Origin of the sequence: Spirochaeta isovalerica (genome assembly GCF_014207565.1) — a bacterium.
Taxonomy (GTDB): Bacteria; Spirochaetota; Spirochaetia; order DSM-2461; family DSM-2461; genus Spirochaeta_F; species Spirochaeta_F isovalerica.
Window position 1 is genome coordinate 896,056 of the sequence record NZ_JACHGJ010000001.1, and the last position, 23,926, is coordinate 919,981.

General features: G+C 44.6%; 21 protein-coding genes, 1 tRNA gene and 1 pseudogene. 5 read left to right on the forward strand and 18 right to left on the reverse strand.

The genetic code is table 11. The features are described 5' to 3' along the window. Positions 1-3: 3 nt before the first annotated feature. The 5 genes from HNR50_RS03930 to HNR50_RS03950 form a co-directional block, all read right to left on the reverse strand. Positions 4-642: a TetR/AcrR family transcriptional regulator gene (locus tag HNR50_RS03930; protein ID WP_184744007.1), complete on the reverse strand. Its 639-nt coding sequence runs from the start codon at positions 640-642 to the stop codon at positions 4-6. 292 nt (positions 643-934) lie between these two features. Beyond that, on the reverse strand, positions 935-1,681 hold the full coding sequence (locus tag HNR50_RS03935; protein ID WP_184744010.1) for a hypothetical protein: 747 nt from the start codon (positions 1,679-1,681) through the stop codon (positions 935-937). A gap of 35 nt (positions 1,682-1,716) precedes the next feature. Beyond that, positions 1,717-2,976: a RelA/SpoT domain-containing protein gene (locus HNR50_RS03940; RefSeq protein WP_184744013.1), complete on the reverse strand. Its 1,260-nt coding sequence runs from the start codon at positions 2,974-2,976 to the stop codon at positions 1,717-1,719. 78 nt (positions 2,977-3,054) lie between these two features. Next, positions 3,055-4,332: a galactokinase gene (locus tag HNR50_RS03945; protein ID WP_184744016.1), complete on the reverse strand. Its 1,278-nt coding sequence runs from the start codon at positions 4,330-4,332 to the stop codon at positions 3,055-3,057. Continuing rightward, the gene (locus tag HNR50_RS03950) at positions 4,332-5,369 is read right to left on the reverse strand and encodes a UDP-glucose--hexose-1-phosphate uridylyltransferase (RefSeq protein ID WP_184744019.1); all 1,038 of its coding nucleotides are present in this window, start codon (positions 5,367-5,369) and stop codon (positions 4,332-4,334) included. The genes HNR50_RS03945 and HNR50_RS03950 overlap by 1 nt, the downstream gene beginning before the upstream one ends. A 117-nt stretch (positions 5,370-5,486) precedes the next feature. On the opposite strand from HNR50_RS03950, the gene HNR50_RS03955 reads away from it, so the two are divergent. Beyond that, complete coding sequence (locus tag HNR50_RS03955) at positions 5,487-6,503, forward strand: LacI family DNA-binding transcriptional regulator (RefSeq protein WP_184744022.1); 1,017 nt, start codon at positions 5,487-5,489, stop codon at positions 6,501-6,503. On the opposite strand, the gene HNR50_RS03960 is transcribed toward HNR50_RS03955, so the two are convergent. Then, on the reverse strand, positions 6,500-6,904 hold the full coding sequence (locus tag HNR50_RS03960; protein ID WP_184744025.1) for an META domain-containing protein: 405 nt from the start codon (positions 6,902-6,904) through the stop codon (positions 6,500-6,502). The two genes, HNR50_RS03955 and HNR50_RS03960, sit on opposite strands and share 4 nt — an antisense overlap. A 169-nt stretch (positions 6,905-7,073) precedes the next feature. Between HNR50_RS03960 and HNR50_RS03965 the strand changes: the two genes are divergently transcribed. Next, a tRNA-Val gene (locus tag HNR50_RS03965) sits at positions 7,074-7,147 on the forward strand. A 101-nt stretch (positions 7,148-7,248) separates the two neighbouring features. On the opposite strand, the gene HNR50_RS03970 is transcribed toward HNR50_RS03965, so the two are convergent. The 4 genes and pseudogenes from HNR50_RS03970 to HNR50_RS03985 all read right to left on the reverse strand — a co-directional run bounded on the left by HNR50_RS03970 (position 7,249) and on the right by HNR50_RS03985 (position 11,992). After that, on the reverse strand, positions 7,249-7,683 hold the full coding sequence (locus tag HNR50_RS03970) for a response regulator (RefSeq protein WP_184744028.1): 435 nt from the start codon (positions 7,681-7,683) through the stop codon (positions 7,249-7,251). An 11-nt stretch (positions 7,684-7,694) separates the two neighbouring features. Next, a pseudogene (locus HNR50_RS03975) lies at positions 7,695-8,159 on the reverse strand (chemotaxis protein CheX). A 30-nt stretch (positions 8,160-8,189) separates the two neighbouring features. Beyond that, on the reverse strand, positions 8,190-9,527 hold the full coding sequence (locus HNR50_RS03980) for a chemotaxis protein CheW (RefSeq protein WP_184744031.1): 1,338 nt from the start codon (positions 9,525-9,527) through the stop codon (positions 8,190-8,192). Between the two features lie 23 nt (positions 9,528-9,550). Continuing rightward, entirely contained in the window at positions 9,551-11,992 is a 2,442-nt protein-coding gene (locus tag HNR50_RS03985) for a chemotaxis protein CheA (protein ID WP_184744034.1), read from the reverse strand. Positions 11,993-12,115: 123 nt separating this feature from the next. Here HNR50_RS03985 and HNR50_RS03990 point away from each other — a divergent pair, with 123 nt between their 5' ends. Next, positions 12,116-12,982, forward strand: a complete 867-nt coding sequence (locus tag HNR50_RS03990; RefSeq protein ID WP_184744037.1) for a hypothetical protein — start codon at positions 12,116-12,118, stop codon at positions 12,980-12,982. Between the two features lie 67 nt (positions 12,983-13,049). Here the strand turns inward: HNR50_RS03990 and HNR50_RS03995 are convergent, their stop codons facing one another. From HNR50_RS03995 to HNR50_RS04025, 7 genes are all read right to left on the reverse strand, one after another. Continuing rightward, a complete protein-coding gene (locus HNR50_RS03995) occupies positions 13,050-14,045 on the reverse strand; it encodes a flagellar filament outer layer protein FlaA (RefSeq protein WP_184744039.1) in 996 nt (331 codons plus the stop codon). Positions 14,046-14,153: 108 nt separating this feature from the next. Beyond that, entirely contained in the window at positions 14,154-14,657 is a 504-nt protein-coding gene (locus tag HNR50_RS04000; protein ID WP_184744043.1) for a GerMN domain-containing protein, read from the reverse strand. Continuing rightward, positions 14,650-15,699, reverse strand: coding sequence for an N-acetylmuramoyl-L-alanine amidase (locus HNR50_RS04005; RefSeq protein WP_184744047.1), 1,050 nt, complete (start codon positions 15,697-15,699; stop codon positions 14,650-14,652). Before HNR50_RS04005 ends, HNR50_RS04000 begins: the two co-directional genes overlap by 8 nt. After that, positions 15,662-17,218, reverse strand: coding sequence for an ATP-grasp domain-containing protein (locus tag HNR50_RS04010; protein ID WP_246433758.1), 1,557 nt, complete (start codon positions 17,216-17,218; stop codon positions 15,662-15,664). Before HNR50_RS04010 ends, HNR50_RS04005 begins: the two co-directional genes overlap by 38 nt. Further along, the gene (locus HNR50_RS04015) at positions 17,215-19,584 is read right to left on the reverse strand and encodes a cytidylyltransferase domain-containing protein (RefSeq protein WP_184744049.1); all 2,370 of its coding nucleotides are present in this window, start codon (positions 19,582-19,584) and stop codon (positions 17,215-17,217) included. The genes HNR50_RS04010 and HNR50_RS04015 overlap by 4 nt, the downstream gene beginning before the upstream one ends. Next, positions 19,581-20,549 carry a hypothetical protein gene (locus HNR50_RS04020; RefSeq protein ID WP_184744052.1) on the reverse strand — a complete coding sequence of 323 codons (969 nt, stop codon included), beginning with the start codon at positions 20,547-20,549 and terminating at the stop codon, positions 19,581-19,583. The genes HNR50_RS04015 and HNR50_RS04020 overlap by 4 nt, the downstream gene beginning before the upstream one ends. Continuing rightward, on the reverse strand, positions 20,524-22,083 hold the full coding sequence (locus HNR50_RS04025; RefSeq protein WP_184744056.1) for a spiro-SPASM protein: 1,560 nt from the start codon (positions 22,081-22,083) through the stop codon (positions 20,524-20,526). Before HNR50_RS04025 ends, HNR50_RS04020 begins: the two co-directional genes overlap by 26 nt. Here HNR50_RS04025 and xseA point away from each other — a divergent pair. Continuing rightward, positions 22,082-23,284 carry an exodeoxyribonuclease VII large subunit gene (gene xseA, locus HNR50_RS04030; RefSeq protein ID WP_184744059.1) on the forward strand — a complete coding sequence of 401 codons (1,203 nt, stop codon included), beginning with the start codon at positions 22,082-22,084 and terminating at the stop codon, positions 23,282-23,284. The two genes, HNR50_RS04025 and xseA, sit on opposite strands and share 2 nt — an antisense overlap. Further along, positions 23,281-23,505: an exodeoxyribonuclease VII small subunit gene (gene xseB, locus HNR50_RS04035; RefSeq protein ID WP_184744061.1), complete on the forward strand. Its 225-nt coding sequence runs from the start codon at positions 23,281-23,283 to the stop codon at positions 23,503-23,505. Before xseA ends, xseB begins: the two co-directional genes overlap by 4 nt. On the opposite strand, the gene HNR50_RS04040 is transcribed toward xseB, so the two are convergent. Further along, entirely contained in the window at positions 23,483-23,911 is a 429-nt protein-coding gene (locus tag HNR50_RS04040) for a DUF192 domain-containing protein (RefSeq protein ID WP_184744064.1), read from the reverse strand. The two genes, xseB and HNR50_RS04040, sit on opposite strands and share 23 nt — an antisense overlap. Positions 23,912-23,926 lie beyond the last annotated feature (15 nt).

Sequence of the window (23,926 nt, forward strand, 5' to 3'; positions counted from 1 at the left end):
TTTTCAGGTAAAGGCTTTACGGATGAATTTCATAATCTGATCGACAAGCATCTCATCGTTCTCCCAATCGTCTCCGATATAAATTTTCATGCGGTTTCTATAGTACTCCGATGCATAGGAAAACTGCAGGGTGAGAAACAGATTATCGAGACAGAAGGCGAACATTCCCGGATGGATGGATGGATCTATTGAGCCCTCTGCTACGGCTCTCTTAATCAGATCGCGATAACACCTGGCTGATACAGTTTCCAACTGGTGAGACAATTTGTCGGCCAGAGCGGTATTTCCTTCAGTCGTCAATTCATTGTACAGATTTATGATCTGGGGATTTTCCTTTGAATGCTCCTGTATGATTCTCAAGATCTTCTCAATTTTTTCAAAGAACTCCAATCCGCTGTTCATTACATCATCCAGAGTTGACTCCAGGACTTCAACAGAACGGTTTATGACTGTGAGGAAAATATTTTCTTTTGTTGTAAAATACTTATATAGCGAGCCGACACTGACTTCCAGCTTCTCGGCGATAACGTTTACATTGGTGCCGCTGTAGCCGTAACGGGAAAATTCCTCAGTCGCCACGTTGAGAATACGTTCTTTTTTATCAATTGATATGCGATCGAAAATATCGTTATGAAATTTCATGAATCAATATTACAAGTTTAGATGCTTTTTTTGAAGGGAATAATAAAAAAGGAAATTTAATTTACTGGAGGGGGGATTATGTTATCCAGTTCCTTAGGCGATAAATAATTAAGAGAGGTAGCAATTTGTCCGAACAAGCGGGAATCACCGAATTCCTGTCGTAAAAGAACAACATGTACGTTTTTTTCCGTCAGAAATCCTTTATCAACGAGAGCCTGCCCTATTTTTTTCTGTTTCGAATCGGGATCTTCGAACACTTCCTCTCCCTCACAAGAAAAAGATAATAAATGTTTTATTCCGAGGCAAGCTTTTCTATTTTTTCCAGAACCTGCTGCCTTGTCAGTTTGAAAATAATGCTGTTCAGTTTATTCAGATTTCCCCCTCCCCGTCTCGATGAGAAAACAAGAACGAACATATTGGTATTCTTAAATGTCCGGCGAATGAGAAAATTCCCTTCCAGACTGAAAATCTGTTCGCGTATTATGATTTCAATTGTCGTGCTTTTACCGGAAACATCTATATCATCATGGCGGTCGAATGAGCATGACATTCCGGAAGCGCTGATATCGTGAATCACTCCCGTTCTCCAGTTCTGATGAATTTTCATCCTGAAAACTGCAATGCGGCTGTTATGGCTTCCGAAACGTATATAGCTGCGAAGCCCCCAGATATTCAAGTCATCGACAATGGACTTCATCCTATCTTTATCTTCAGACTCTTTCCTGGTGAGAAAAGAGATCTTCCTGTCAAATGGCGGTACTCGCGATTCAGAATCCACTATAAAAATACGGATCAGATGTTCGCCGCAAATATCAATAATTTCCCGGCAGTAAGGTTCGATTTTATAACAGTCAGGAAAAGTCGAATAATCTATAAGAAGAATGCTTTTGTCCTGCTGAAGCAGAATCTTCTTAACAAGTCCGGGTTCTTCCAGGATAAATGATTCGCAAATTTCACGTTCGACGAGCTGGTTGATCCTTATCCGGTCGCTTTCGCCGGGTAGGAGAAAAAATATGCGGGCGTCAATTGTTCTGGTCATGTTTTTATTATAGATGCTGCGGTGCTATCTTTCCTTTAAAAATTCATTTTGGACTGAATGAGTTCGCGAAAATGTTTTGCTTCAGGATAATCGGGTCTTAAGGATAATGCGGAGCGGCAGTCATTCATTGCCGCAGGGTAATCACCAATATGAAAATATACCTGCGCCCTGCTATAAAACACATATGACTGATAGGGATTGATGGAAAGGCTTTTATTAAAATCATTCAGAGCTTTTGTATAATTCTCATTGATACTGTAAACGATTCCTCTGTAATAGTAGGTCTTATCGTTTTCCGGTTCTCTTTTCAACGCTTCGGAAAAGTCTTTTTCCGCCAGATCATACAGGGATTTTCCGAAAAAGGCCATGCCCCGGTGAACAAAGATAACCGGTTTAACATAATCCTGGGGTTTCATATCCAGGATTTGGGTGTAGATGGATATCGCCTGATCGAAATCCCCTTCATTGTGGGCATAAAGAGCTTCGAGAAGCATATTATCAATGTTTCCAGTTTCGATGGGACTTTGCTTTCTGAATTTATTCTTATCGAGATCAGGATATTTTCTGCGGTTTATTTCATTGTAATCGAGTTGCCCGTTGTAGAGTTCTTCCGCTTCGTGCTCCACTCTTCTGTTAAAAGTAAAACGCCTTTTATTCAATTCCGCATGTAGCTGACGCTGATAATCACGGATTTCCTGGAAAATAATATCGGAAAGGCTCAGGTTGGCATTCAATGCAGCCAGTTTTCTTTTAAGCGGTTCGTCATAAGGAGAAAACTCCGCTTTGTAAACCAGCTCATGCTCTACTTCCGCCCAGGCATCCTGAAGAATTGTCCTGATCTGAACTTCGCAGCAGAAACTGTTGTCAACACTGTACTTTGTTCTCAATTGTTCCGGAATCTCTATAAGAAAGTGAATGGATTCATATCCGAATTCCCGGAAAGAGAGGTTTTCCCCTTTCCGCTCCTCTTCAATGACAGTGCAGTAATTCCTGATGAAAGCTTCGACAGTTTTGACATCTTCCATAAAGGGACAGATTATTCTGAGCCCCATAATGTCTGTCAGTGTAAAAAGTGCTTTGTCAAAATCAATATTTTTGGCAAGGACTTTCATATAGACGCTGTCAAAATCCTTGACTCTGTTTTTTAATGTGACATGGAGTGATATTTTCTTTAATTCACTTCTGAAATCATGCTGAAGATCATATAGGAGATGTTCGAATTTATCACGGTATCGGGTGTACTGCTCTTCCAGCTCCTTCCGATCGGGAATGGATATCAGCTCACTTTCGCTCATAGCTCAATTATAGCATATTCACAATAAAAATCAGAAACAAAAGGGCTGAAAATAAAACTATTTCCAGTCCCTCTGATTTTATAATATACAAACAGCCCCTTTCTGTCTGATTTTCAAAGGCGTAACCGATTTTGTCCCGAAAAAATGCTCCATATAATTTCGGAACCTCTCAAACTTGTCTTTTTCTATATAGACCTGGACAGTACCGGCAAAGCCGCCTCCATGGACTCTTACTGCGCCATGGAATCCATCAAATGCTTCTGTAAGCCCTATGGCAAGAGACACTTTCTGTATGGTGTCATACTTAGATGTGAAGACATTCTGCAAGTACTTGAAAGAAGAATCACCTGATGCTTTTACAGAATCCAGATATCCATCGAGTTCATTGCACTTCAGACTGTCCACCATCCGATCCACACGGTCATTTTCCATGAGGAAATGGAGCACTCTCAATACTGCACGATCTCCCAGCCGGGATGAAAGTTCGGGGATTCTTCTGAAAAAATCTTCCTGATTTATTCCGCGGCAGACGTCCTGGCCGAAAGATTCTGCCACGCTTTTCATTTCCTTCGGAATAGCCGCATAATCATCGGTCAGATCAGCATGATCTCCACCGGTATCTATAACCAGCAGCTTGTATCCTTCTTCCTCAAACGAATAATGAAGGGATTCGATAATCGGCCTTCCGGGGTCAGCAAAGTCGATGGCAACGATTCCCCCATATGCACAGGCCACTTGATCCATCAGACCGCATGGCTTATGAAGAAAATCATTTTCCGCTTTCTGCCCGACAATGGCCAGATCAACGGCATTTACCGAATCGTCATTAAAAAGAACGCCGAGAATTTTCCCCAGAAGAACTTCGATGGAAGCCGAAGAACTCAACCCTGAGCCGATAAGGACATCACTGGTAATAAAAGCATCGAACCCTCCGATTTTAAGCCCTTTGCTTTTAAAAACTGATAAAATTCCCCTGATAAGAGAACTTGTCGCCCTTTCCCCTTTCGGCTCTTCTTCGAGAGCATCGATCTCTACAGAAAATGGTCCGGAAAATCCTTCGGACCAGACTGTCACCGTACCGCTGTGATTGGGAGCGACTACGGCCAGAGAATCGAGCTGTATTGAAGCAGCCAGAACTTTTCCGTGATTATGATCGGTGTGATTCCCACCCAGTTCCGTCCGCCCGGGACTGCTGATGATCCGGATATCGTTATGACCGAACCGGGAGGTAAATTTTTCGACCAGACTCATGTATCTTTTTTTCTGGTAGACATAAGCATCCTCACCGTAAAGTTCGTGCAGGATTTCTTTCAGATTATCTTTTTCAAGCTGGGACAGCACGTCTTTATTTTTCATCAGTTCTTCTCTCTATAGTGAACGGAAGGCAGTTCCCGCAGAATGGATGCGCTTGATTCGGCAGTAATATCGCGCTGAGCCATAGCCATCATTTCATATCCAACCATAAATTTCTTCACCTCTGCACTTCTGAGAAGAGGTGGAAAGTAATGCATGTGAAATGTCGCCCAGGGATGGTCTTTACCATCAGTCGGTTTCTGGTGGAGCCCCATGGAATAAGGGAAATCGGTCTGAAAAAGGTTATCATAACGTATACCCAGAGATTTCATTATCTGAGCCAGATCGGCGACTTGTCCAGCAGACAAATCCGAGACCGATTGAATCTGCTTTTTAGGGAGAATCATTGTCTCATAAGGCCAGACTGCCCAGAAGGGCACAAGAACAGCAAAACTGTCGTTCTCAATAACAAGCCTTTCGCGGGATTCCAGTTCAGCATTGAGGTAGTCAATCAGCATGGGAGTACCGTTTTCATCATAATAGCTCTTCTGATTTTCCAGTTCTTTTGCAGGGAGGTCCGGTATGTGCTCATCAGCCCAGATCTGACCATGAGGATGGGGATTGGAGCATCCCATTGCCGCTCCGTGGTTTTCAAAAATCTGTACATGATTGATGAAATCTTCAGAGCCCAGTTCTTTGTATTCCTTCTGCCACAATTGAATGACCTTCACAATGTCCTTCTCTTCCATGCGGGGAAGTGTCAGATCGTGCCTGGGGGAAAAACAGATTACTTTGCATATTCCTCTTTCGCTTTCAGCTTTGAAAAACCGGGAATCTACTGAATTCTGTTCTGTATTCGGCAGTAGAGCAGCAAAATCATTGATAAATGAATAAGTTTCACTGTAGTCGGGAGTCTGCACTCCTCCTGCCCGACTGTTCCCGGGACAGAGATAACAGTTCTCATCATGGCGGGGCCGCTGTTCTCCTGAGGAATTTTCCCGTTGTCCCTGCCAGGGTCTCTTTGTCCTGTGGGGTGAGACCTTAATCCACTCACCGGTTAAGATGTTATATCTTCTATGCGGTTTATCCTGTAAAAACATATTTCCTCCATCCTCACTAATGTACACGCGTACATATTATGTTTAAATTCTTAACCTGTCAACAAAGAGTCTCTGTCTGAATTGGCTTTTTCTCTTTAGTCAGCTAAAATCAATTTTATGAAAAAGAAAGTGGATCGCGATAAAGTTGCCCGTTTGGCCGGCGTCAGTTCAGCTACAGTTTCTCGCGTGTTCAACCACCCGGAAAAAGTCAGTCGGGAAAAACGGGAAACCGTTCTCGAAGCTGCTGAAAAGTTGAATTACAAACCCAATCTCAATGCTGCCATTCTGGCAAAAGGGATCCACGGCAGGATTCTGCTTCTTGATAACAACAAGCTGCTCAAATACGACAGAAGCAACAGTTATTATTATTCCTGGTTATACGTGGATCTTTTAAATCAGATACGCGATGTATTAAAAAACACCATGTACGAACTGATTATTTCAAATCTGGAAGACTTACGTACTCAGGAATCAAAAGATCTGAAAGATTTTGACGGTATTATCTGCTTCGATATCGATACGATGGAGGACCTTGATCCGGTTATCAAATCCGGAGTTCCCTATGTTTTCGGACACCATGTCAGGGATATGCCTCTGGTCGAAAGGATTTATACAGATAACTACTACGGAGGATATCTTCAAGCCCGTTTTTTAAAGGAAACCGGCCATGAAAGAAGTATCTACATTACAGGACTTATGGATCAGTTGAATGCCCATAAAGAACGTTTTGATGGCTTCCGGGAAGTTTATACAGATAAAAATATTCATGTTATCAATGGAATCATAGGGAAAGACGGCGGTTGCGCTAGTGCTTTATCGGCGTTGGATCTTATCAGATCAGGAGAATACCGATCGATTGCCGTTGTCAATGATCTGACGGCAATAGGCGTATATTTTGAACTGATGAACAAAGGGATCAGAATACCGGAAGATGTTTCACTGATAGGTTATGACAATCTGCCTTTTACGAATTTACTGCCAAGACGCCTGTCTACTATCGATATAAAAATTGGACAACTTTACAGACAGGCAGCGGAACAGCTACTGAACATAATAGAAGGCAAAAGATCCGATTTGAACAGAAGTTACAAACCGGATCTTGTACGAGGGAGAACGGTAGCCGACAGAACCTAGCGCTTTTCAAAAACAAGAATCGGCTTCCCGTTTTCCAGAAGATATAAGAGATCATTCCTGATCTCATAGGCATCGATTCTCGATAGTGACTGAAGGAATCGGTGCTCCTGGTCAGTCTCATCGGGACAGGCCATCATTGTAGTCGCAATCATACCGAATGACAGATTATTACTCTCTAAAGAATAATCACCGAAAAAGTTATTGCATGATGCATTTCCGCCGACCTTCAATGACTCAAAGTCCAGTTCGATAAAAGGGTCTTTATCGTTCAACTGAACAATATCCCTATCACCCTCTATTTCAACAAGATACCATCTTGTATTCTCAATTGAATTTTCGGTTGATGCACAACCCGCTGCAATCAAAAGCAGAACAAAAAATGGCAGTAAGAAACGTTTCAAAATTATCCTCCGTCGCACGATATTAGTGAATTATTTGGAATGTTTCAAGGAGATACAAAATATCTGTTCCTTTTACATTTTTAAATACCTGTAGCTCTTTCAATTTCAATAAAAAATAACTTGTAAGAACTTGACTAAAAATTTCATACACGTATAATACTCATGAAACGGGCGGCTAGCTCAGCTGGTTAGAGTACATGCTCGACACGCATGGGGTCGGCGGTTCGAGTCCGCCGTCGCCCAATTTCAAGGAATCTGTTTTCAGATTCCTTTTTTTTTAATTTTTCCACCACAAAAAAAAAGAGATCCGAAGATCTCTTTTTTCAATTATTAATATTCAGAAATTAATTGAGTACACTGACAACTCTTTCCAGAACTTTTTTTCTATCCAGAGGTTTGACGATATAGTTTTTGGCCCCTGCAAGCAAAGCTTTTTTTACAAGGTCCTGTTTTCCGAGAGCACTGACCATAACGACTTTTGCATCTTTGTCAAACTCAACGATTTGTTCGAGCGCTGTAACTCCATCCATTTTCGGCATTGTGATATCCATTGTCACAAGGTCCACATTGGGATAGAGTTCCTTGTATTTTTCAACACCCTCGACACCGTCTGCGGCTGTACCAATGATCTCAAAACCTTCCGAACTGAGGATCTGGCTAATCTGTTTGGTCACGAACATGGAATCATCGACAATCAGAACTCTGTAAGCCTGTCCTGTGCCGCTGAGTCCATCGGGCGAACGCTCGTTAATTGATGGAAAATCACTCGTAGTTTTCATATATCCCCCCCTTATGACCTTTCTCTAATCGCTACATTGATTTCAACTTTTCCCTGAGGAACTTCAAAAGGAACAATCAGAGCTTCAACGTTCATATCGGTTACTTTCATATTCTGTCCGGTAATAATAGCCGGAGGAGTCAAATCGAAACGGAACCCCAAGTCATGCAGCTTGGTCACGGCCTACGCTGTAATCATATTTGCCAGCTCAGTTATTGTGGCTTTAACCAGATCATCTATTTCAGTCAGTTCTTCCGCATTCATTACAGATGAAATTTCAATAGCAGTTTTTTCGTCCATATCGAAGAGAACACGTCCTTCCACATCTCCAGCCAGACCAACGATAGCGGCCACACCCATAACCGGCTGACTGCTCTTTTTCAAGTAAAGATCGCCACGCGTAACTTCGGTATTCAACACCTCTTTCATGATGCTGTAGGCTGATTCAACAAAAGGGTTAATATATTCAACTCTCATTCAATGACTCCTGTATATTTTTCTGAACAATTATTTTTTTCTGTAGGCACTGATACCATTTGCCGAAATATCCTCCCAACCACTCAGGTTCGGCAATCTTTCATTCTGTCCGAGGATCAGAACTCCATTATCTTTAAGATTATCCAGAATAACCTGAATAACTTTATTCTGCAGTTCCACTTTGAGGAACGACAAGACATCTCTTATTATAACCATATCCAATCTTGAAAAAACTTCAAGGTTTTCCAGGTCTCTGAATTCAAACATGATAAGATCTTTCATGGAATTCTGAAACTGAAGCCCCGAATTGCTCTCGACCATGAACTCCTGATAAAAATCGGGCACAGAATTTTTCTGAAAAAGAAGCCCGGGGGCAGAAGCAACACTGATCAGATCCTTGTCAGATCCGTGAATTTTTATATTAAGATCGGATTTATACTTTTTGAGCATGGACAGCACAGAATATGTTTCATAACCTTTTCCGCACCCGGGATTCCAGACATTGAAATTGACTCCCGATGTCTGGGGAATAAAGGCTGTAACGGCATGAATATACTCTTCACTCCAGAGACTCTCGGTATAAGGGGAATAAAAGGATGTGAGATAAGAGTCCGCATCGTCCACACCGGTAAGCTGGATTGACTTGTTGCTGTTATATCTGTCTTCAAACCACTGGCTGTACCGTCTTCTGATCCAGTCATCATTAACAGGGGAAGCGTAAAACTGTTTGAAGGTGATAAGCGTTTCCTTGATAAATCCCAGCTCTCTTTCAGACTGATCAACAGGTTCAGAAGCTTGCTGTACCGATTGAGACTCTGCAGGTGCAGCAGCGAAACGACCGGAAGAACTCTCCATTGCCGGAACCGTATCATCTTCATCGTTTTTAGTTCCGAAAATAGCTTCAACATCAAGAATGACATAAAGCCTGTTGTTATTTTCAGCAACTCCGCTGATATATTTGATATTAATATCGCCGAACAGAGGATGGGGAGGCTGTACGCTCTCGCTGGAAATACCGACGACTTTATCAATCTCGTCGACGATAATACCGATTACATGATCCTCAAGCCGGACTATGATCATGCTTTCCAGTTCGTTTTCACCGGATTGCTTGGCAGGCTGATTAAAAAAGATTCTTAAATCGATGACGGAAATAATATCTCCCCGGAGATTATAGACTCCACGGACATAAGGTGCGGAATTCGGTACGAAAGTGAATTTTCCGGCTTTGGAAATTTCTTTAACCGTCATTATATCGATTCCGTAATCTTTTCCGGCCAATGAGAATGTTACCATTTTAAAATCTATCGAAGACTCTTTTTTGGCTTCCTGCTGTAAAAGATCTATGTCTGTAATTACATTATCCATTAACGTATCTCCAATAAATTCTCTTAATGCACTATTGTGGCGGCTCTTGCCATTCTGTCAGCCTGTTCTTTTTTAACACCCAGATCCAGCAGCTGTGCGACATCGATTATCAGGGAAACGGTACCGTCACCCAGGATAGTTGCGCCGGCAATACCCGGTGAGTTGGTATATTTGTCGAGAAGCGGTTTGATTACGACATCCTCTTCTCCGATCAACGAGTCCACCATGAGTCCCATTTTCTTGTCTCCGCTACCGACGATGACAATAAACTTATATTCGGCATCGGAAGTGGAAGGAATCCGGAATATATTGCCAAGCCTCATAAGAGAAATGACCTCGTCCCGGACGTTGAAAACTTCATATCCGTCAATCATATTGATACTGGACTGTTTGACTCTGTGAGATTCCGCTACCGAGGTTATTGGTATGGCGTAAACTTCCGGTCCCACGCGAACGAGCAGTCCCTGAATAATGGCCAGAGTTAATGGTAAGCGAATGGTAAAAGTAGTTCCCATACCCTTTTCAGACCATACAGTAACCGTTCCGTTCAGCTTTTCAATCTGTTTACGAACGACATCAAGACCGACTCCCCTGCCGGAAATATCGGTAACTGTTTTCGCAGTGGAAAAACCCGGTTCAAATATGAGATTGTAAGCTTCCATATCCGTAAGATTTTTACTCTGATGGATGACTCCGCGACTTATGGCTTTCTGGCGGACTTTATCAACATCAATTCCGGCTCCATCATCGGTAATTTCAATAACAATGAGGTTACCTTCATTTCTGGCAGATAGTAAAATGCGACCCTCTTCGGGTTTACCGGCTTTTTTTCTCACGTCCGGACTCTCGATACCGTGATCCAGAGAATTTCTGACACAGTGCATCAGAGGATCGAGAAGTTCTTCAATAACAGACTTGTCAAGTTCCGTATCCTCTCCCATGATATCGAGTTGGATCTGCTTGCCCAGCTTTTTCGACATATCCCGGACGAGCCTTGGGAAACGGGAGAAAATCTGATTAATCTGAACCATTCTGATCCGGAGAATTCCCTCGTGGAGGTCTCCTGTATTTCTGGCCAGATTAGCCGCGGTCCCTTTGAACTGATTGACTGCGGATTTTATGGAATCATCAAAATCATCGAACAGAGTTGTCAAATCGCCGAAACGCTTGTTGACATCTTTTTTTACAACTTTGAGATTATCTTCATTGCGGTATTCTTCAATGTATTCTGGAATGGATTCAAAAAGATTTTTGACCTTCTCCTTATATTCAGCTTCAACGGACTGAAGTGTATTCAAACACTCAGTAAACTGATTGCTTATCTGATTAAACGTCGCCTTATTAATTACCGCTTCGCTGACCAGATTAAGCAGGTTATCGATTCTCTTGCTGTCTACGCGGAGAATAGATCCAACCACTTTATCTTTAGTTTTGGCTTTGACTTTGGTTTTCTTTGCCGCTTCGGCAAAAGCTTTAGGGGTTTGGATCTCATCAGTTTCACTGCGGTTTTCAGGCTCTTCCTGAACAGGCTGAGCTGAGACTTTCGCAGGTTCCCTGACAGCTGTAGGTGTTGAGACAGGCTCCGGCTGTTTCACTTTGCGGGCCGGTTCAGCGGAAGCTGCAGGCGCATATCCCGGAGCCGAAGGGTTTTCGACCTGGTTAACAACAATTGATGTAGTCACATCAGAAATGGTTGCCCTTGCAATGATATCATCTTCTTCGAGATCAGTGGTCAGATAATAATCCACAACAGGATGATACCTGTCTTCATAAAGCTCTTCAAAATCGGGAACAGTCTTAAGTATGATCCCGGCTGCTTTAAGTGCTGCGTAAACCTGAATTCCTCCAACGGAATTCATGGGGTTGGATTCATCAAAACTGACAGAGACCCTCAGCACATCATTGCCTTTTCCGGCAGCTTCGAAAAGCTCCAGAGTTTCGTACTCGCTCAATCCTGTTTTCTGAACCGCTACAGAAGCCTGAGCCGGCTGAGACTGTGGAGCTGCCGATGCGACGGGGGCGGCTGCGGGTTCCGGCTGCGCCGGTCTGGTTGCAGGAGTTCCGTTTTTATTCTCCAGGGCCGATTGCAGCTGATTTTTAATATCCGAGATATCATCGCTGAAGACGTCCCCTTCCGATCGGGATTCCAGCATGGCTTTGATTACATCAATGGAAGACAACAGACCATCGACAACATCACCCGATACAGCGACGTTTCCGCTCCGGATCTCATCAAGCAGGTCTTCCACTATGTGGGTGAACTCGGCAAGTTCCGTCATCTGAACTGTGGCGGCTCCGCCTTTTAAAGTGTGAGCTGCTCTGAAAATCTCATCTATCGCATCATGATCAGATGGGTCATTCTCAATCGATAATATATTTTGTTCAAGAATTTCAACCTGTAGGTTTGCTTCGATAAAGAAATCTTTTAAAAGCTCTTCGTTGTTGGGATCAAGGTAATCACTCATATAAAACTAAATTTCATATAAAATAACCATATTGTCAAGTTTCAAAAATAAATTATGTGATATATGGAAGATGATCTATGTTCCGTTTATAATTTGATTTAGATAGTTTTACAGGAAAATATCATGAAACAAATCAAGACTGGGATTCTCATGACTTTCGGGCTTCTGTTACTTTTTCCTCTGGCATCTGCCGACATAACGACAGGCTTTACTTTGAGCAATGGCGGTTTTAATACGGATCCTCAATCTGCCGATCTTTCTCTGGTCTGGGGTTTTTCGACCGGAACCGGTTACGACATCAACGATCTGTTATCCGCGTCGGTGGAAGTGTCCCGCGAAGACCTGACGGGAAATTTTATAAACAGCCGGTTGTCCTACACCGGCACTCATGTTCTTATTTCCGCTGGCCCGTCGTTCGCTTTTCTGAATAACGGCGAAAGCAGGATAAAACCAGCCATAAACAGTTCTGCTGCTGTACGCAAAGAGGGGCTTTTCTGTCTATCGGCGTCATACTTTTCCACCATCGGAGGTCTATCCGACAGAGATTCCGACTACACACAAAGCCAGGTTAATGTATCCTTAAGTTTGAATATTCCCGGTGCAATTTGCACATTTTCGTTCGAAAACAGTCAATTCAGCCGATACGGAGATTATTCGAACTATCTCTCACTGACTAAAGATGGCAGGTCGGTTTACCAAATGGAAGCGGATTTATACAGAAAAAACATACCATTCAATCTGCTTATCTCTCTCGGATACAAATCGAACAGACGGGTATTCCCCTCTGATGATGCAGATAGCCGCGATACGGCTGCCTACGGCCATATTTTCGTTGGAGCGGGGACAATAGTCAGAATAGGGAAAAAGTTCGAACTGAAGGCTCTTATGGACTACAGCCTCTACAGTTTCTCATTAAGCGGCGATCTACCCGCTGATATTATTCCCGATTTCCTTTTTAAAGTGGAAACTGAATTTATCTATAAGTTCTAAACAAGTCCTGTTTATAAATACAAAAAAGACCGCCGCGGCGGTCTTTTCTATATAGTAACTTAAGGAGTTACTCAGCTGCAGGTACAGTCGCAGCTTCGTCTGTCGTTGCAGTCGCAGCGCTGGAATCCATCTTTTTGCCTTCAAGATATCTGAGGACCTGAAGATTTCCAAGTCTTTTCAGCTCGGCGTTTCTTCTGGCTTCTTCTCTGTCGGCGAGAATGTTCCAAACAGCTTCATCATCAACATCTTTATCGATATCATCTCTTACAGCGAGGTCATATACGACTTTGATATCTTTGATGTAGGAGATAAAGTCTCCACCTTCCTGCTGTGCGTCTCTTGTGAACAGAATTCCGTCAAGAGTTACAGAGGGAGTGTTTCTCGGGTAGAGAGGGTATGTTGTTAGTTCTCTGTTTCTTACCTGAGTGATGTAATTGGGGTTGTTCCACTGAAGCTCTCTCCATCCATCGAAGTCGAGATAGCTCATAAAGATAGTCTGAACCTGCTCGTTATCATCTCTGAGAAGTATGGAGAGACCCATGGGAAAATTTCTTCCCAATACGTTAACCTTTACGGATTTGAGAACACCAACGTTCTTTACAACTCCGTATCCGTTGAACTGGTCGCCTCTTTTGGCTTCTTCATCAACTGTGCTGGTAGCATAAGCGGGGATTTCAAAGGGGGGTCTTACAACTGCGTTTGAATTGAAAGTTCCCAGTGGGAAATGAATCCTTACACCCATAATCTGCTCACCGGCGAATTTAGCTGCCTCATCACCTGTAGTGACAGCCAATACATAGGACTTGCTATCATTCAGGACAGTTCGTGAAGAGGAACTGAGTCTGACTTCCCAATTCGGAATGTAGAGAGAAGTCTGCATTGCGGCTTTTTCTTCGTCCGTATAACGCGTACCGGCAACGGAACTGAAATCCATCAGTGTCGCTTTGTTCTGTCCCTGATAATCGTCCACCAGTTCGGCGAAGTCGATAAGAACAGATTCTTCAGCAAATACTGATGAAACAAGAAAGAGTGCAACTCCCATCAATGCGAAGAACCGTTTCATTAAGTGCTCCTTCATACTTTGGTTAAGTATAATACTATTGGTCTCTATAAAAAAATTATACAAACAGAAATTGACTTGTCAACTTTTTGTACAATTATTTTACCATATTTATTTATCTGCGCGGCCGGAATAATAGGCGGAACCTGGATTCTGACCGTCTACTGTAATATTAACGGTACGCACATTCTTAAAATTAAACGTAACTGTTTTTTTTATGAGATTTATTGCATCTTCGAAATGGACAGAGCCCGAGTCGTCCGAAACGGCTATATCAATTGAGAAATCCAGATAGAGTTTTCCCTTGTCGAAAATGAGCGTATTCAATTTGGTATCCCGAGGGACGGCCCGGTCGTACAGAAGGTATTCCGGTCCCAGAAGAAGTTCCCGTACCAGCAGCTCGATATTTTCCACATCGGTGCCGTAAACAGGAAGGTAACGGGATTCTCCTCTGACTTTGCGGGTCATGTCATCGGGGAAAAAGAGCACCCTTTTCGCTTCCTGGTTGCCCGCAAACAGAAAAGCAACAAGCGATATTGTAAAAACAGCTGCCAGAAGCGCAGCGGGAATAAGAATCCCTTTGCCGGTTACCCATTTATTTATTTTCTCAGTCAAATCCTTTTTCCTCATAATAGTCGATAAAGCGATTGATGCCATTATAGAGTCCATTGGTCAGCTTCTTCAAGTAGCTTGTCTGCATCATTCTCAGAGCTTCATCTTTATTTGTGATATATCCCAGTTCGACCAGAACAGCCGCCATTCTGGTATTGCGTACAACGAACCACGATTCCTCTTTCAATCCCCGGTTCGGGACTTCCGGTAGCTGTTCATCAAGTCCTTCGAGCATATTCCTGGCCAATCTGATGCTTTCCAGAGCATACCGTTCCTCAAGTATGGAATTCACAACGGGTATAAGGCTCTCATCCCCTTCATAAACATCGCGGTCCACCACTTCCCTGCGGTAATTTCCCGGAAGATGCCAGATTTCATATCCCTCGGCTTTTCTGTTGAGAGAGGCGTTGACATGAACAGAGATATAGATAATTCCCTCTTTGGGACCGACTTCGATACCGTTCGCCATTTTCACACGATCTTCCAGGGTGGGGTAAGAATCGTCTGTCCTGGTGAGAAGAATTTCTTTTTCCGGATACTTTTCCCTGAGCAATTCCGCCAGACGGAGCGAAACGTCGAGATTGATGTTTTTCTCCTCGACCAGCACGGGGATATTATTGACAGTCACAGTCGAGGAAGTACCGGGATCCCTTCCTCCATGGCCGGGATCTATGAGGATGACTCTGACATCATAGGTATTTTCCTCTTCCACCGATTCACCGAAGAACTTCAGAACGGTCTGGGAGGCATCTTCAGAGAATATTAAAACGCCTTTTTCCTTAAGCACTGCTCCGGAGGGCAATATCTCGGAGTAATTTCCGATCATCCATCTGTTATCCAGTGAAAAGGAGATAGACTTCTCCCCTTTCTCAAGCAAACCGATTCTGTGATAAGGTTCCCATTTTAAATGGGCGCCTGTTTTTTTCAGCAGATCTTCTACAGACATGGATTGAGCCGTTATAAATAACGGCAGAAGGATGAGAATCAGGATTGTGAATAAGGTTCTGTCAATTCGAACAGAACCTGTCGAAAAACCAGAGGCCACCCTGTATGCTCCCTTTTATTACGGCGCGCCAGAAATAAGCCTGCGCTCTCCTATCCTCCGACCGGGAGGTTTCCTCCATTCCGGTGATTGCCAGAATTTCCCGGAAGACTTCCTCAAGCGACCGGCTCTGCCAGTCCCGGGATGTCTCGTATGCCAGATCGCTAAGGGGAACCGGCTGAAATGCGGGAAATTTCACATTTTCGAAAGAAAAGTCTATTTCACCAGTCAGATCTTCGTAAGCTGCGGCGGTGTATGTATTATTCAGAGCAAAAGCATCCTGAGGCCAATCCTTTTCTCCGTAGAGAAAAGCAGCCGTGCTGATGTCATTTTCATCAAGACGGACAATTATCCGGGCGGCAGCCTGTTCAGCCGATTGTACAGCTTTTTTCCGGTCTTCGTGGGAACTGATAAAATTCCCGCATTTTTCAACATTATTGACAGGAAAATTGACTTTGTCCCCTTCATCTATTCTCAAAAACAAATCGTTTACATAATCCGTATTATAGGCCTGTTCAAGTTTATCCAAAGATTTGACTGTCCCCGGAATGGAAAGGAAAGCCCTTTCAGCACAGACCTTCTTATAAGATCCATCGTAAAAATCGGGTTTTTGACCGACGGCAATTTTCAGGGCGCCTTTTGTCGATTCCATTCCGCTGGCTAAAGGAAAAGTCCAACCGGACATATATCCTCCGGAAAGACGGGCCGCGATTTCCCCGACCACAGGTCCGCTTTCAGAATATATAATGTCTCCCTTGGCAGCACCATTATCAATTCCCAATGCGGCCACTCCCTTTTTAAAGGTGTCTTCAATCGCCCGTTTCTTTTTATCATCGAGGACGGCAGGCATGGTGTGCCCCATTTCGATAAAGCAGGGAGGGAAGTAAATATGGCGTTCGGCCAGTCCGTGGATCGTTACAACGCCATCGCTTACCAGAGCGTCTATGGAATATTCAGGACCGGCGACAAATTCCTCGACGATGGCACGGCCTGTTCTGGAAAAGGAGATAGCTTTATTTACAGCGTCTTCCAATTCATCGGCAGTGAAAATCTTCCTCACACCGCGGGCTCCCATGTTATCTACCGGCTTCACGACCAGAGGATAAGGCATTTCCTTTGTTTCATGGGTGTAAACCATCTCCTGAGATAACTCTACAAAACGCGGCGAAGGAACCTTATTTTCCCGGAAACAGTTCCGCATGCGGATTTTATCCGTGGCATTGAGAGCTGTCCGGTATTTAAGTCCCGGAAGGCCCAGCCTTTCAGCAATCCATGCAACTGAAGCGGAAAAATCTGTCCCGGCAGTCATGACCCCGTCGAGTCCCTCAGCCAGCTGAAGATTCCGCGCCGCTTCTTCAAGCCCCTCAAGGTCTTTCAGATCGATATGGAGAAATCTATCCGCATCGGAGGCGGCCGGAGCGTTGCGATTTCCGTCAGCGCAGACAACGGTCCAACCCATCTCTTTGGCTATTCTAATAGCCGGAGCCTGCATGACTCCCGCACCCAGTATCATAATGGTCATAAATCTTTCACCTTTCTCGCGTAAATTTCAAATGTATCTCCCAGACCGGCATAATGACTGTAGAGATTGAGAAGTGACCTCCCCGCTCCGCTTCTCGCCAGGATGGAAGGAAAACGTTCGGGATGATGCCCTGTCACTCGTATTTTTTCAATTCTGAATCCGTACCGTTCCAGAAACGATGCTGAAAGTTCCGGTTCCCAGACTGTGTAGTGATCATCGGGAGATAACTTTAAAAAGTCAAGCCTGTCCTTCAATGAGGAAATGCCGCTTCCGCTTGGTGTGGAAAAAGCAAAGATACCTCCTGTTCTGACAAGACGGTTGACTTTTTTCAGGACGGGCTGAAGATCGGGAAAGTGCTCTATGACATACCACATGGTCAGGACATCAAATTCAACGGCATCCCATTCCTCCGGAACATAAAATGATTCAAAAGGAGCCTGCACGACCTTATAGCCCAGAGTTGATGAGACATATTCAACCGCATCGGGAGAAATATCTGTTCCGAAAGGTTTGTAACCGTACTGTTCCGATTTTTTCAAAAAGGGACCGTAGGCGCAACCGCAGTCGAGCAGTCTCTTTCGCTCTCCCGCTGCCAGGCGGCCGATCATTTTCAAGCGGCTGCCAGCAAGTTCGCAGAGATGATCAAAATCATCAATATAGGTTTTCCCGTATTGCTTTTCGTATTGTTCGAAGAAATACTCTTCTCCATAGGACATTTTTTCCGGAGCATAATTTATCATGAACAACATGGAACAGTTTCTGCAGCGGCAATAGGTTTTCTCTTCGAAACGGGCTTCCACATCAAAATCAGCTGATCCGCAAAGAGGACAGCCCCGTCCCGAAGGGTTGAGCGATTCGATAGTTTCAGAGAAAGCCGGTCCGGAAAAATCTTTCCGCACAATCGGAAAATTCCGGGGATTTTTCAGAAAACGCTCGAGCACACTCTTTTTCTCCGGACCAACACCGGTCGAGGCAAATCCTGAAAGGTCAGACAGTTCTTCATGATAGGCTGAAGGATTGATAAGGAGGACCGGCAGAGAAAGAGAAGCTGCTTCATAAGCTGTCAGCCCGTAAGAGCAGATTACAGCGGAGCTTTCTTTCATAACAGCCCGCAATGAGGGAGGATTTCTCAATATATGGAATGCGCGGTCAGGCTCACTGCCCCTGTATTGCGGCCCCAGAACGACTGTTACATTGTCAATAAGTTCTTCACATTCTTCTTCTATAAAACGGCACAGAGCCGTTGTCAGCCCCGCCGGATCTTCGCCCCCGAATGATATGAGAATTTTCTCTCCGGTGGCGGCCGGTTCCGATCGCTCAGGAAGGTCCAGAAATGACAGAGAGCTTATATTCGGTTTTCCGAATCTTTCCGGCAAAGGCAGAATATCGATAAGATAGGGGATTCTCCGGCGGAGAGGTCCTCCTTCATCGATAGCGATGACATTTCCACCCTGAAGATTCTGTAAAAAAAAATCTTCACTTGTAACGCGGCTGTCTACGACAATACGTCCGTATGTTTCAGGTTTTTCCATGGATGAAACGATAAGAGGCCGGATTTCATCGGGAAATGTCGGCAAGACCCTTTCCAGATGACGGGAATCAATATAAATGGAAACGGCCCCTTTGAGTTTAGAGGCCAGGGAGATCATTCTTTTGATATGTCCCGTACCGTTACCTTCAACAGTAGAAGGAATCAGAATTGTTCTGTTTTTCAGATAATTGACCAGCTCATCGATTTCGGTGGGCCTGTTCCGGTAGAGATCGGAAAAGATTTTTCTTATTTTATCCAGATCCTCAGCCGTATCGACTGAAACCTTGGCCGTAAAATAATATTCCGGTGGAACGCGGTGTATATTGAGATGAAATTTTCCGGGATTATTATAAATCCAGGGAGTGACATGTTCATGATCATAGGGTGCGGAACTCTCAGCCAGAGCCCGCTCCAGGGCCGATGTTTCGACAATTTCTATACCTGTGCCCAGTGGAGCATCGGGCCAGTTGCTGTAATCGGCACCGGTTTTCCTGTGCTCAGCCAGAACTTCGTCTGCCATCCTGGCCGATACCAGAGGATTGTCGCCCGTTGCCCGGATAACTGTCCGGATATCATATTTCCGTGCAGCCTGTACGAAGCGGAGAAGCACATCCTCTTTCGGACCGGCAAAGGGGATAAAGTTCCACTTCTCCGCCAGGGGAGCCAGATCATCAAGACACTCTTCTGTTGTCAGTAGGAGCCTCAAGTCCGCATCCACCATGCCGATTGCCCGCATGGCGTGTTCCACTATAGTGAGATCTTCAATTTTAATAAGAGCTTTACCGGGGAGCCGGGAGGAATCGAGCCTGACCTGCAGGCAGACAGCTGTATTCACTCCTCTCCATCCCACAGTTCCGTTATGCTGAGGGCATCGCTTTTGAAACGGTAACGGTTTTCTCTGATCCATTTTCTGGCATGCCCGTATTCCCGCAAAGCGTAAAAAAGGGTTGATCCGGTGCGGAGCCAGTAGGCAAAGAATCCCATCAGAGGCAGATAACCCGCGTCACCGGTATAGCGGACTGATAGTGTTTTCAAAAAGAATAGTTTATAACTCTGATCGACAGTAGTGTCCTCAAAGGGTATTTCGTTCTGATAATTGATTTTAACCGCTGTATTGGCGACAATTTTCTCTCCCCACATATGGCTGCGGAAACCGAAATCCATCTTCTGCCAGAAGGGATTGATCATTCTGCTATCATATCCTCCGGATAGAAGGAATTTCTCACGATCGTAAATACCGCAGTAATCAAAAGGATATATGGCAGCCAGGTCTTTTCGTACAGCGTTGAGAGGAATCACTTCAATTCCTCCTTTATCGGTAAAGGCCGGGGCAAAACAGGATGGAATGGTCTCGTTCCGGCTGTTCTGAAGGAGCGGTACGGTGCAGAGATTTTCCCTTTCGGCTATTTTCTGAAGAACCCGCGAAGAGATCGATGAAGCTTTTATATGCATATCATTCCATAGAACAAAGACATACTGCCCTACCGCTTCTTTGATACCCACATTGACTCTTTCGCCGGCGGTGACATTTTCCGAAAGAAGGACGAAACGGAGTTCCGCATGCTTCCTTGTCAAAAGTTCCAGATCGTAGGAGACCGACGGCGGTTCGATGGAAATGACTTCCAGAGCGCCCAGAGCTGTCAACTCCTCAAAGAGATCCCTGCGAAAAGGACGCCCTCCTCTGTTGAGAAGAACTATGGACAGGCCGCGCTTTTCCTTTCTTTCACGGTCTGGCTTGGAACCGCCTATAACCGTGTAGCTGCTCGATTCAGACTTAAAAGTTGAATGTATAGTATTCATCACACTTCCTGCACATCGGTGAATATTCACCCTTCAGATGATCTTTGTAAGTTTTTTCACCTTCCGCCCAGATAATCTCAAGATCATCTTTGAAAACATTACCCAGGAGAATGCTTCCACTTAAGTCCTCTCGGCAAAGAGGAACATCTCCATTTATCCGGATAAACATATCCCGCTTGTTATGCCAGCAGGGATCGCGGTTCAGCGGAGAGAGATCGGTTATTTTTTTCTGCTCTCTTGTTCCGCAGAACCAGTCGTACTTCTGAATGATGATGTTTTCCGTTTTTTCTTTCCAGTACCGGAAAAAGTCTTCCAGATTCACTTCGTTCTCTTTCATCCGGACAGCCTGAACCCAGCATTTCCCGGGAAAGAGCTCCATCAGTCTGTGGGCTGTCCGCCAGGCTTCGTCATAACCTTTCCCCCTGAGAGTTTCATAGACACTTTTATCGAGGGCGTCGAGGGAAACAATCCACTCGACCCGGTTTCCGTATTTTGCATTGATGCCGGCAATTTTCTGAAGATCATCGTCGGCCCACCCGAGTCCTGATGTTTCGAGAATAAGCTTTAACGACCCTCTTTTCACTGTCTCTTCTATGATTCCTACGATATTTTCGTGGAGAGACGGCTCTCCCCAGGCGGAGAGGGCAATATAGGCATCATCGCTGAACCGGGCTATCCGGTCCAGAAGAGAACCATATTCCTTCAGATCCATAGAAGCCCCGTTGCCGGGTTCCTTTGCTTCTGCGGCGAAGGGACAATAGGAACAGCGCTGGGGACAGCTGTCGGTGATCTGAATCTGATAATAAGCCGGTAGAGTTCGCAGAGCCTCTTTGCAGCCTTCGATTTTTTCCAGTAGAGAATCTCTGTCCTCGATGCCGCATTCGATAAACCTTTTAAGCTGCAGGGAATTCCTTTTTGTATCACAGCTGAGACTGATTCTGTACATTCTGAGATCAACAGGGGAAATTTCCGTTTCAATGTCAAAGGCATTGATGTCTTTCTGCAGGATTTCAAAAACTGTGTCCCTGGAGATTGGTTTGGATGATCCTCTCGAAAGATTGTAAAGCATCTCGATTTCCGAAGACCGCAGAATTTCAGGAGACAGCCCCCGGGGATATCCGTCGGCGAATGTATATCCGGCATAATATTTAAGATGATTTTTATACATTTTTTCTGCGAGAGTTTTATCAAGAAGAGGATAATCGCCCCAGAAATAAAAAATATGGCCGTAGAGACCGGCTAACTCTCTGAAAACATCGAACAGGATTTCTTCCGTCCAGCTCTCTTTTACGATCTGATCGATTGAACTGTCCAGAACCATCGGCTCTTTGAGGAGCACAACCGTCTTCTCCCGATCCGCAAGAGATCCGGCGAAATCGAGAACTCTGTCAAGAACAGTCTCACCTTTAAAAAAGGAGAAATCGAAATACTCATTTTTATTTGTCAAATTGATGATTGCAACATTGCCCATATTCGTACCATCGTCAGTTTTCCGGCTTTGAATTAATTCTTTTTCTGTATATTCTTTTACCATGTTTGAACTGGAAAATCACGTCTATTCCGTTTCGGAAGTGACTGCTGCTATAAAAATGCTTCTCGAATCGCGATTTCCCCAGATTTTTATGGAGGGGGAAATATCCAATTTCCGGCCCTCCAGCGCCGGCCATTGTTATTTTACGCTGAAAGACCCGGGAGCCATGATTCAGGCTGTTCTCTTCAGAGGAGACGCCGCCAGACTGGCTTTTCGGCCGAAAGACGGCATGAAGGTAAAAGCGACAGGCCGCTTATCCGTCTATGCCCAGCGGGGGAACTACCAGATAATCTGCAGCTCCCTTGAAGAACAGGGCAAGGGAAGCATTCTCGAAATGCTCGAGGAGAGAAAGAGGCGTCTCGCTGCGGAAGGGCTCTTCGACAGTCAGTACAAAAAAGAGATACCGCCCTACCCGGAAACAGTCGCGGTTATAACCTCACCCACAGGTGCGGCTCTGAGAGACATACTTCAGGTAACCAGAAGGCGGAATTCATCGCTCAGAATCCGTATTCTTCCCTGCGCGGTCCAGGGAGCCGAAGCGGCGAATCAGATCGTCAGGATGATAGAAACTGCCAACCGGCAGAATCTGGGAGATTTAATCATCCTCAGCCGGGGAGGCGGTTCATTGGAAGATCTTCTGCCCTTTTCAGAAGAATCAGTCGTGAGGGCTGTTTCATCCTCTTACCTGCCGGTTATAACAGGCATAGGCCATGAAATAGATTTCGCTCTGGCAGATTTCGCCGCTGATCTCAGAGCGCCGACTCCATCGGCCGCGGCAGAGCTGGTCTGCAGCAGTTCAATAGAAATATCCGGTGCTATCGAAAACACCAGAAGGGAAATGATATCGGCCCTGCGCTCGCGAATGGTGCTTTACAGGGAGAAACTCAAAGCTTTTTCGCCGGAGGAAATAACCCTTCACTTCAGAAGGTTTCTCGAGCCGCGCGTGTTGAGAATCGATGACCTGAAAGAATCGATGGCAAATGATATTTATAACATTATGGAAAGAAAAAAACATGAGCTGGCTCTACTAAAGAAAGAACTGGAAGGGAATTCCCCCTTATCCATCCTGGAACGAGGCTATTCCATCGTCACCGATAAAGATGGTATGACCCTTAAGAGTTCCGCCCGGATATCGACAGGAGACACTGTCGGGATCAGATTTGCCGAAGGAAAGGCTTCGGCGACCATAAAGGATATAGAATGAAAGAAAAGAAATTTGAAGAAAAATTATCCGAACTGGAAGAGATAAGCAGAAAAATCAAGTCGGGGGAGCTGCCTCTCGATGAAACTGTGGCAAACTTCGAAAGAGGGATGAAACTGGCAGGAGATCTTGAGAAAGAAATTTCTTCCATAGAAAGAAAAGTGGAAATTCTGGTATCCGACCCGGGCGAACAGGCGGAATTCACCGATTTTCCGGAAGAGTGATCCTGTCCCCCGGGGAAATTCCGTTTCTCTCAAACCATCCCTGATTCATTTCGAGAGCATAGAGAACCGATCGCGTCGATCGTACGGGGCTTTCATCGAGAGGATACATATCATAAATCTCTTTTATCTCTCCGTTTTTGGATATATAGGCAATTGACAGGGGAATAAGCGTGTTCTTCATCCAGAAAGACATTTTTTTCTCTTCCTGGAAGACAAAGAGCATACCGTGATCCTCATCCATGGATTTGCGGTTCATAAGCCCTGTGGCGCGGGATTGATCGTTATCGGCAATTTCAACCCTTATGGTTTTATCCCCGACCTGAATTTCCGCTGTCTCCAGAGATGAGGAATCGCAGGACAGAAAAGCCAGAACCGCGAGAATTGTCAATAGTAGATTTTTCTTCATTCGAAACCTGCTCTT

Coding starts and splice junctions, on each gene's coding strand:
- HNR50_RS03930 (WP_184744007.1), bottom strand. CDS start 642: ATGAAATTTCATAACGATATTTTCGATCGCATATCAATTGATAAAAAA.
- HNR50_RS03935 (WP_184744010.1), bottom strand. CDS start 1,681: ATGACCAGAACAATTGACGCCCGCATATTTTTTCTCCTACCCGGCGAA.
- HNR50_RS03940 (WP_184744013.1), bottom strand. CDS start 2,976: ATGAGCGAAAGTGAGCTGATATCCATTCCCGATCGGAAGGAGCTGGAA.
- HNR50_RS03945 (WP_184744016.1), bottom strand. CDS start 4,332: ATGAAAAATAAAGACGTGCTGTCCCAGCTTGAAAAAGATAATCTGAAA.
- HNR50_RS03950 (WP_184744019.1), bottom strand. CDS start 5,369: ATGTTTTTACAGGATAAACCGCATAGAAGATATAACATCTTAACCGGT.
- HNR50_RS03955 (WP_184744022.1), top strand. CDS start 5,487: ATGAAAAAGAAAGTGGATCGCGATAAAGTTGCCCGTTTGGCCGGCGTC.
- HNR50_RS03970 (WP_184744028.1), bottom strand. CDS start 7,683: ATGAAAACTACGAGTGATTTTCCATCAATTAACGAGCGTTCGCCCGAT.
- HNR50_RS03980 (WP_184744031.1), bottom strand. CDS start 9,527: ATGGATAATGTAATTACAGACATAGATCTTTTACAGCAGGAAGCCAAA.
- HNR50_RS03985 (WP_184744034.1), bottom strand. CDS start 11,992: ATGAGTGATTACCTTGATCCCAACAACGAAGAGCTTTTAAAAGATTTC.
- HNR50_RS03990 (WP_184744037.1), top strand. CDS start 12,116: ATGAAACAAATCAAGACTGGGATTCTCATGACTTTCGGGCTTCTGTTA.
- HNR50_RS03995 (WP_184744039.1), bottom strand. CDS start 14,045: ATGAAACGGTTCTTCGCATTGATGGGAGTTGCACTCTTTCTTGTTTCA.
- HNR50_RS04010 (WP_246433758.1), bottom strand. CDS start 17,218: ATGACCATTATGATACTGGGTGCGGGAGTCATGCAGGCTCCGGCTATT.
- HNR50_RS04020 (WP_184744052.1), bottom strand. CDS start 20,549: ATGAATACTATACATTCAACTTTTAAGTCTGAATCGAGCAGCTACACG.
- xseA (WP_184744059.1), top strand. CDS start 22,082: ATGTTTGAACTGGAAAATCACGTCTATTCCGTTTCGGAAGTGACTGCT.
- HNR50_RS04025 (WP_184744056.1), bottom strand. CDS start 22,083: ATGGTAAAAGAATATACAGAAAAAGAATTAATTCAAAGCCGGAAAACT.
- xseB (WP_184744061.1), top strand. CDS start 23,281: ATGAAAGAAAAGAAATTTGAAGAAAAATTATCCGAACTGGAAGAGATA.
- HNR50_RS04040 (WP_184744064.1), bottom strand. CDS start 23,911: ATGAAGAAAAATCTACTATTGACAATTCTCGCGGTTCTGGCTTTTCTG.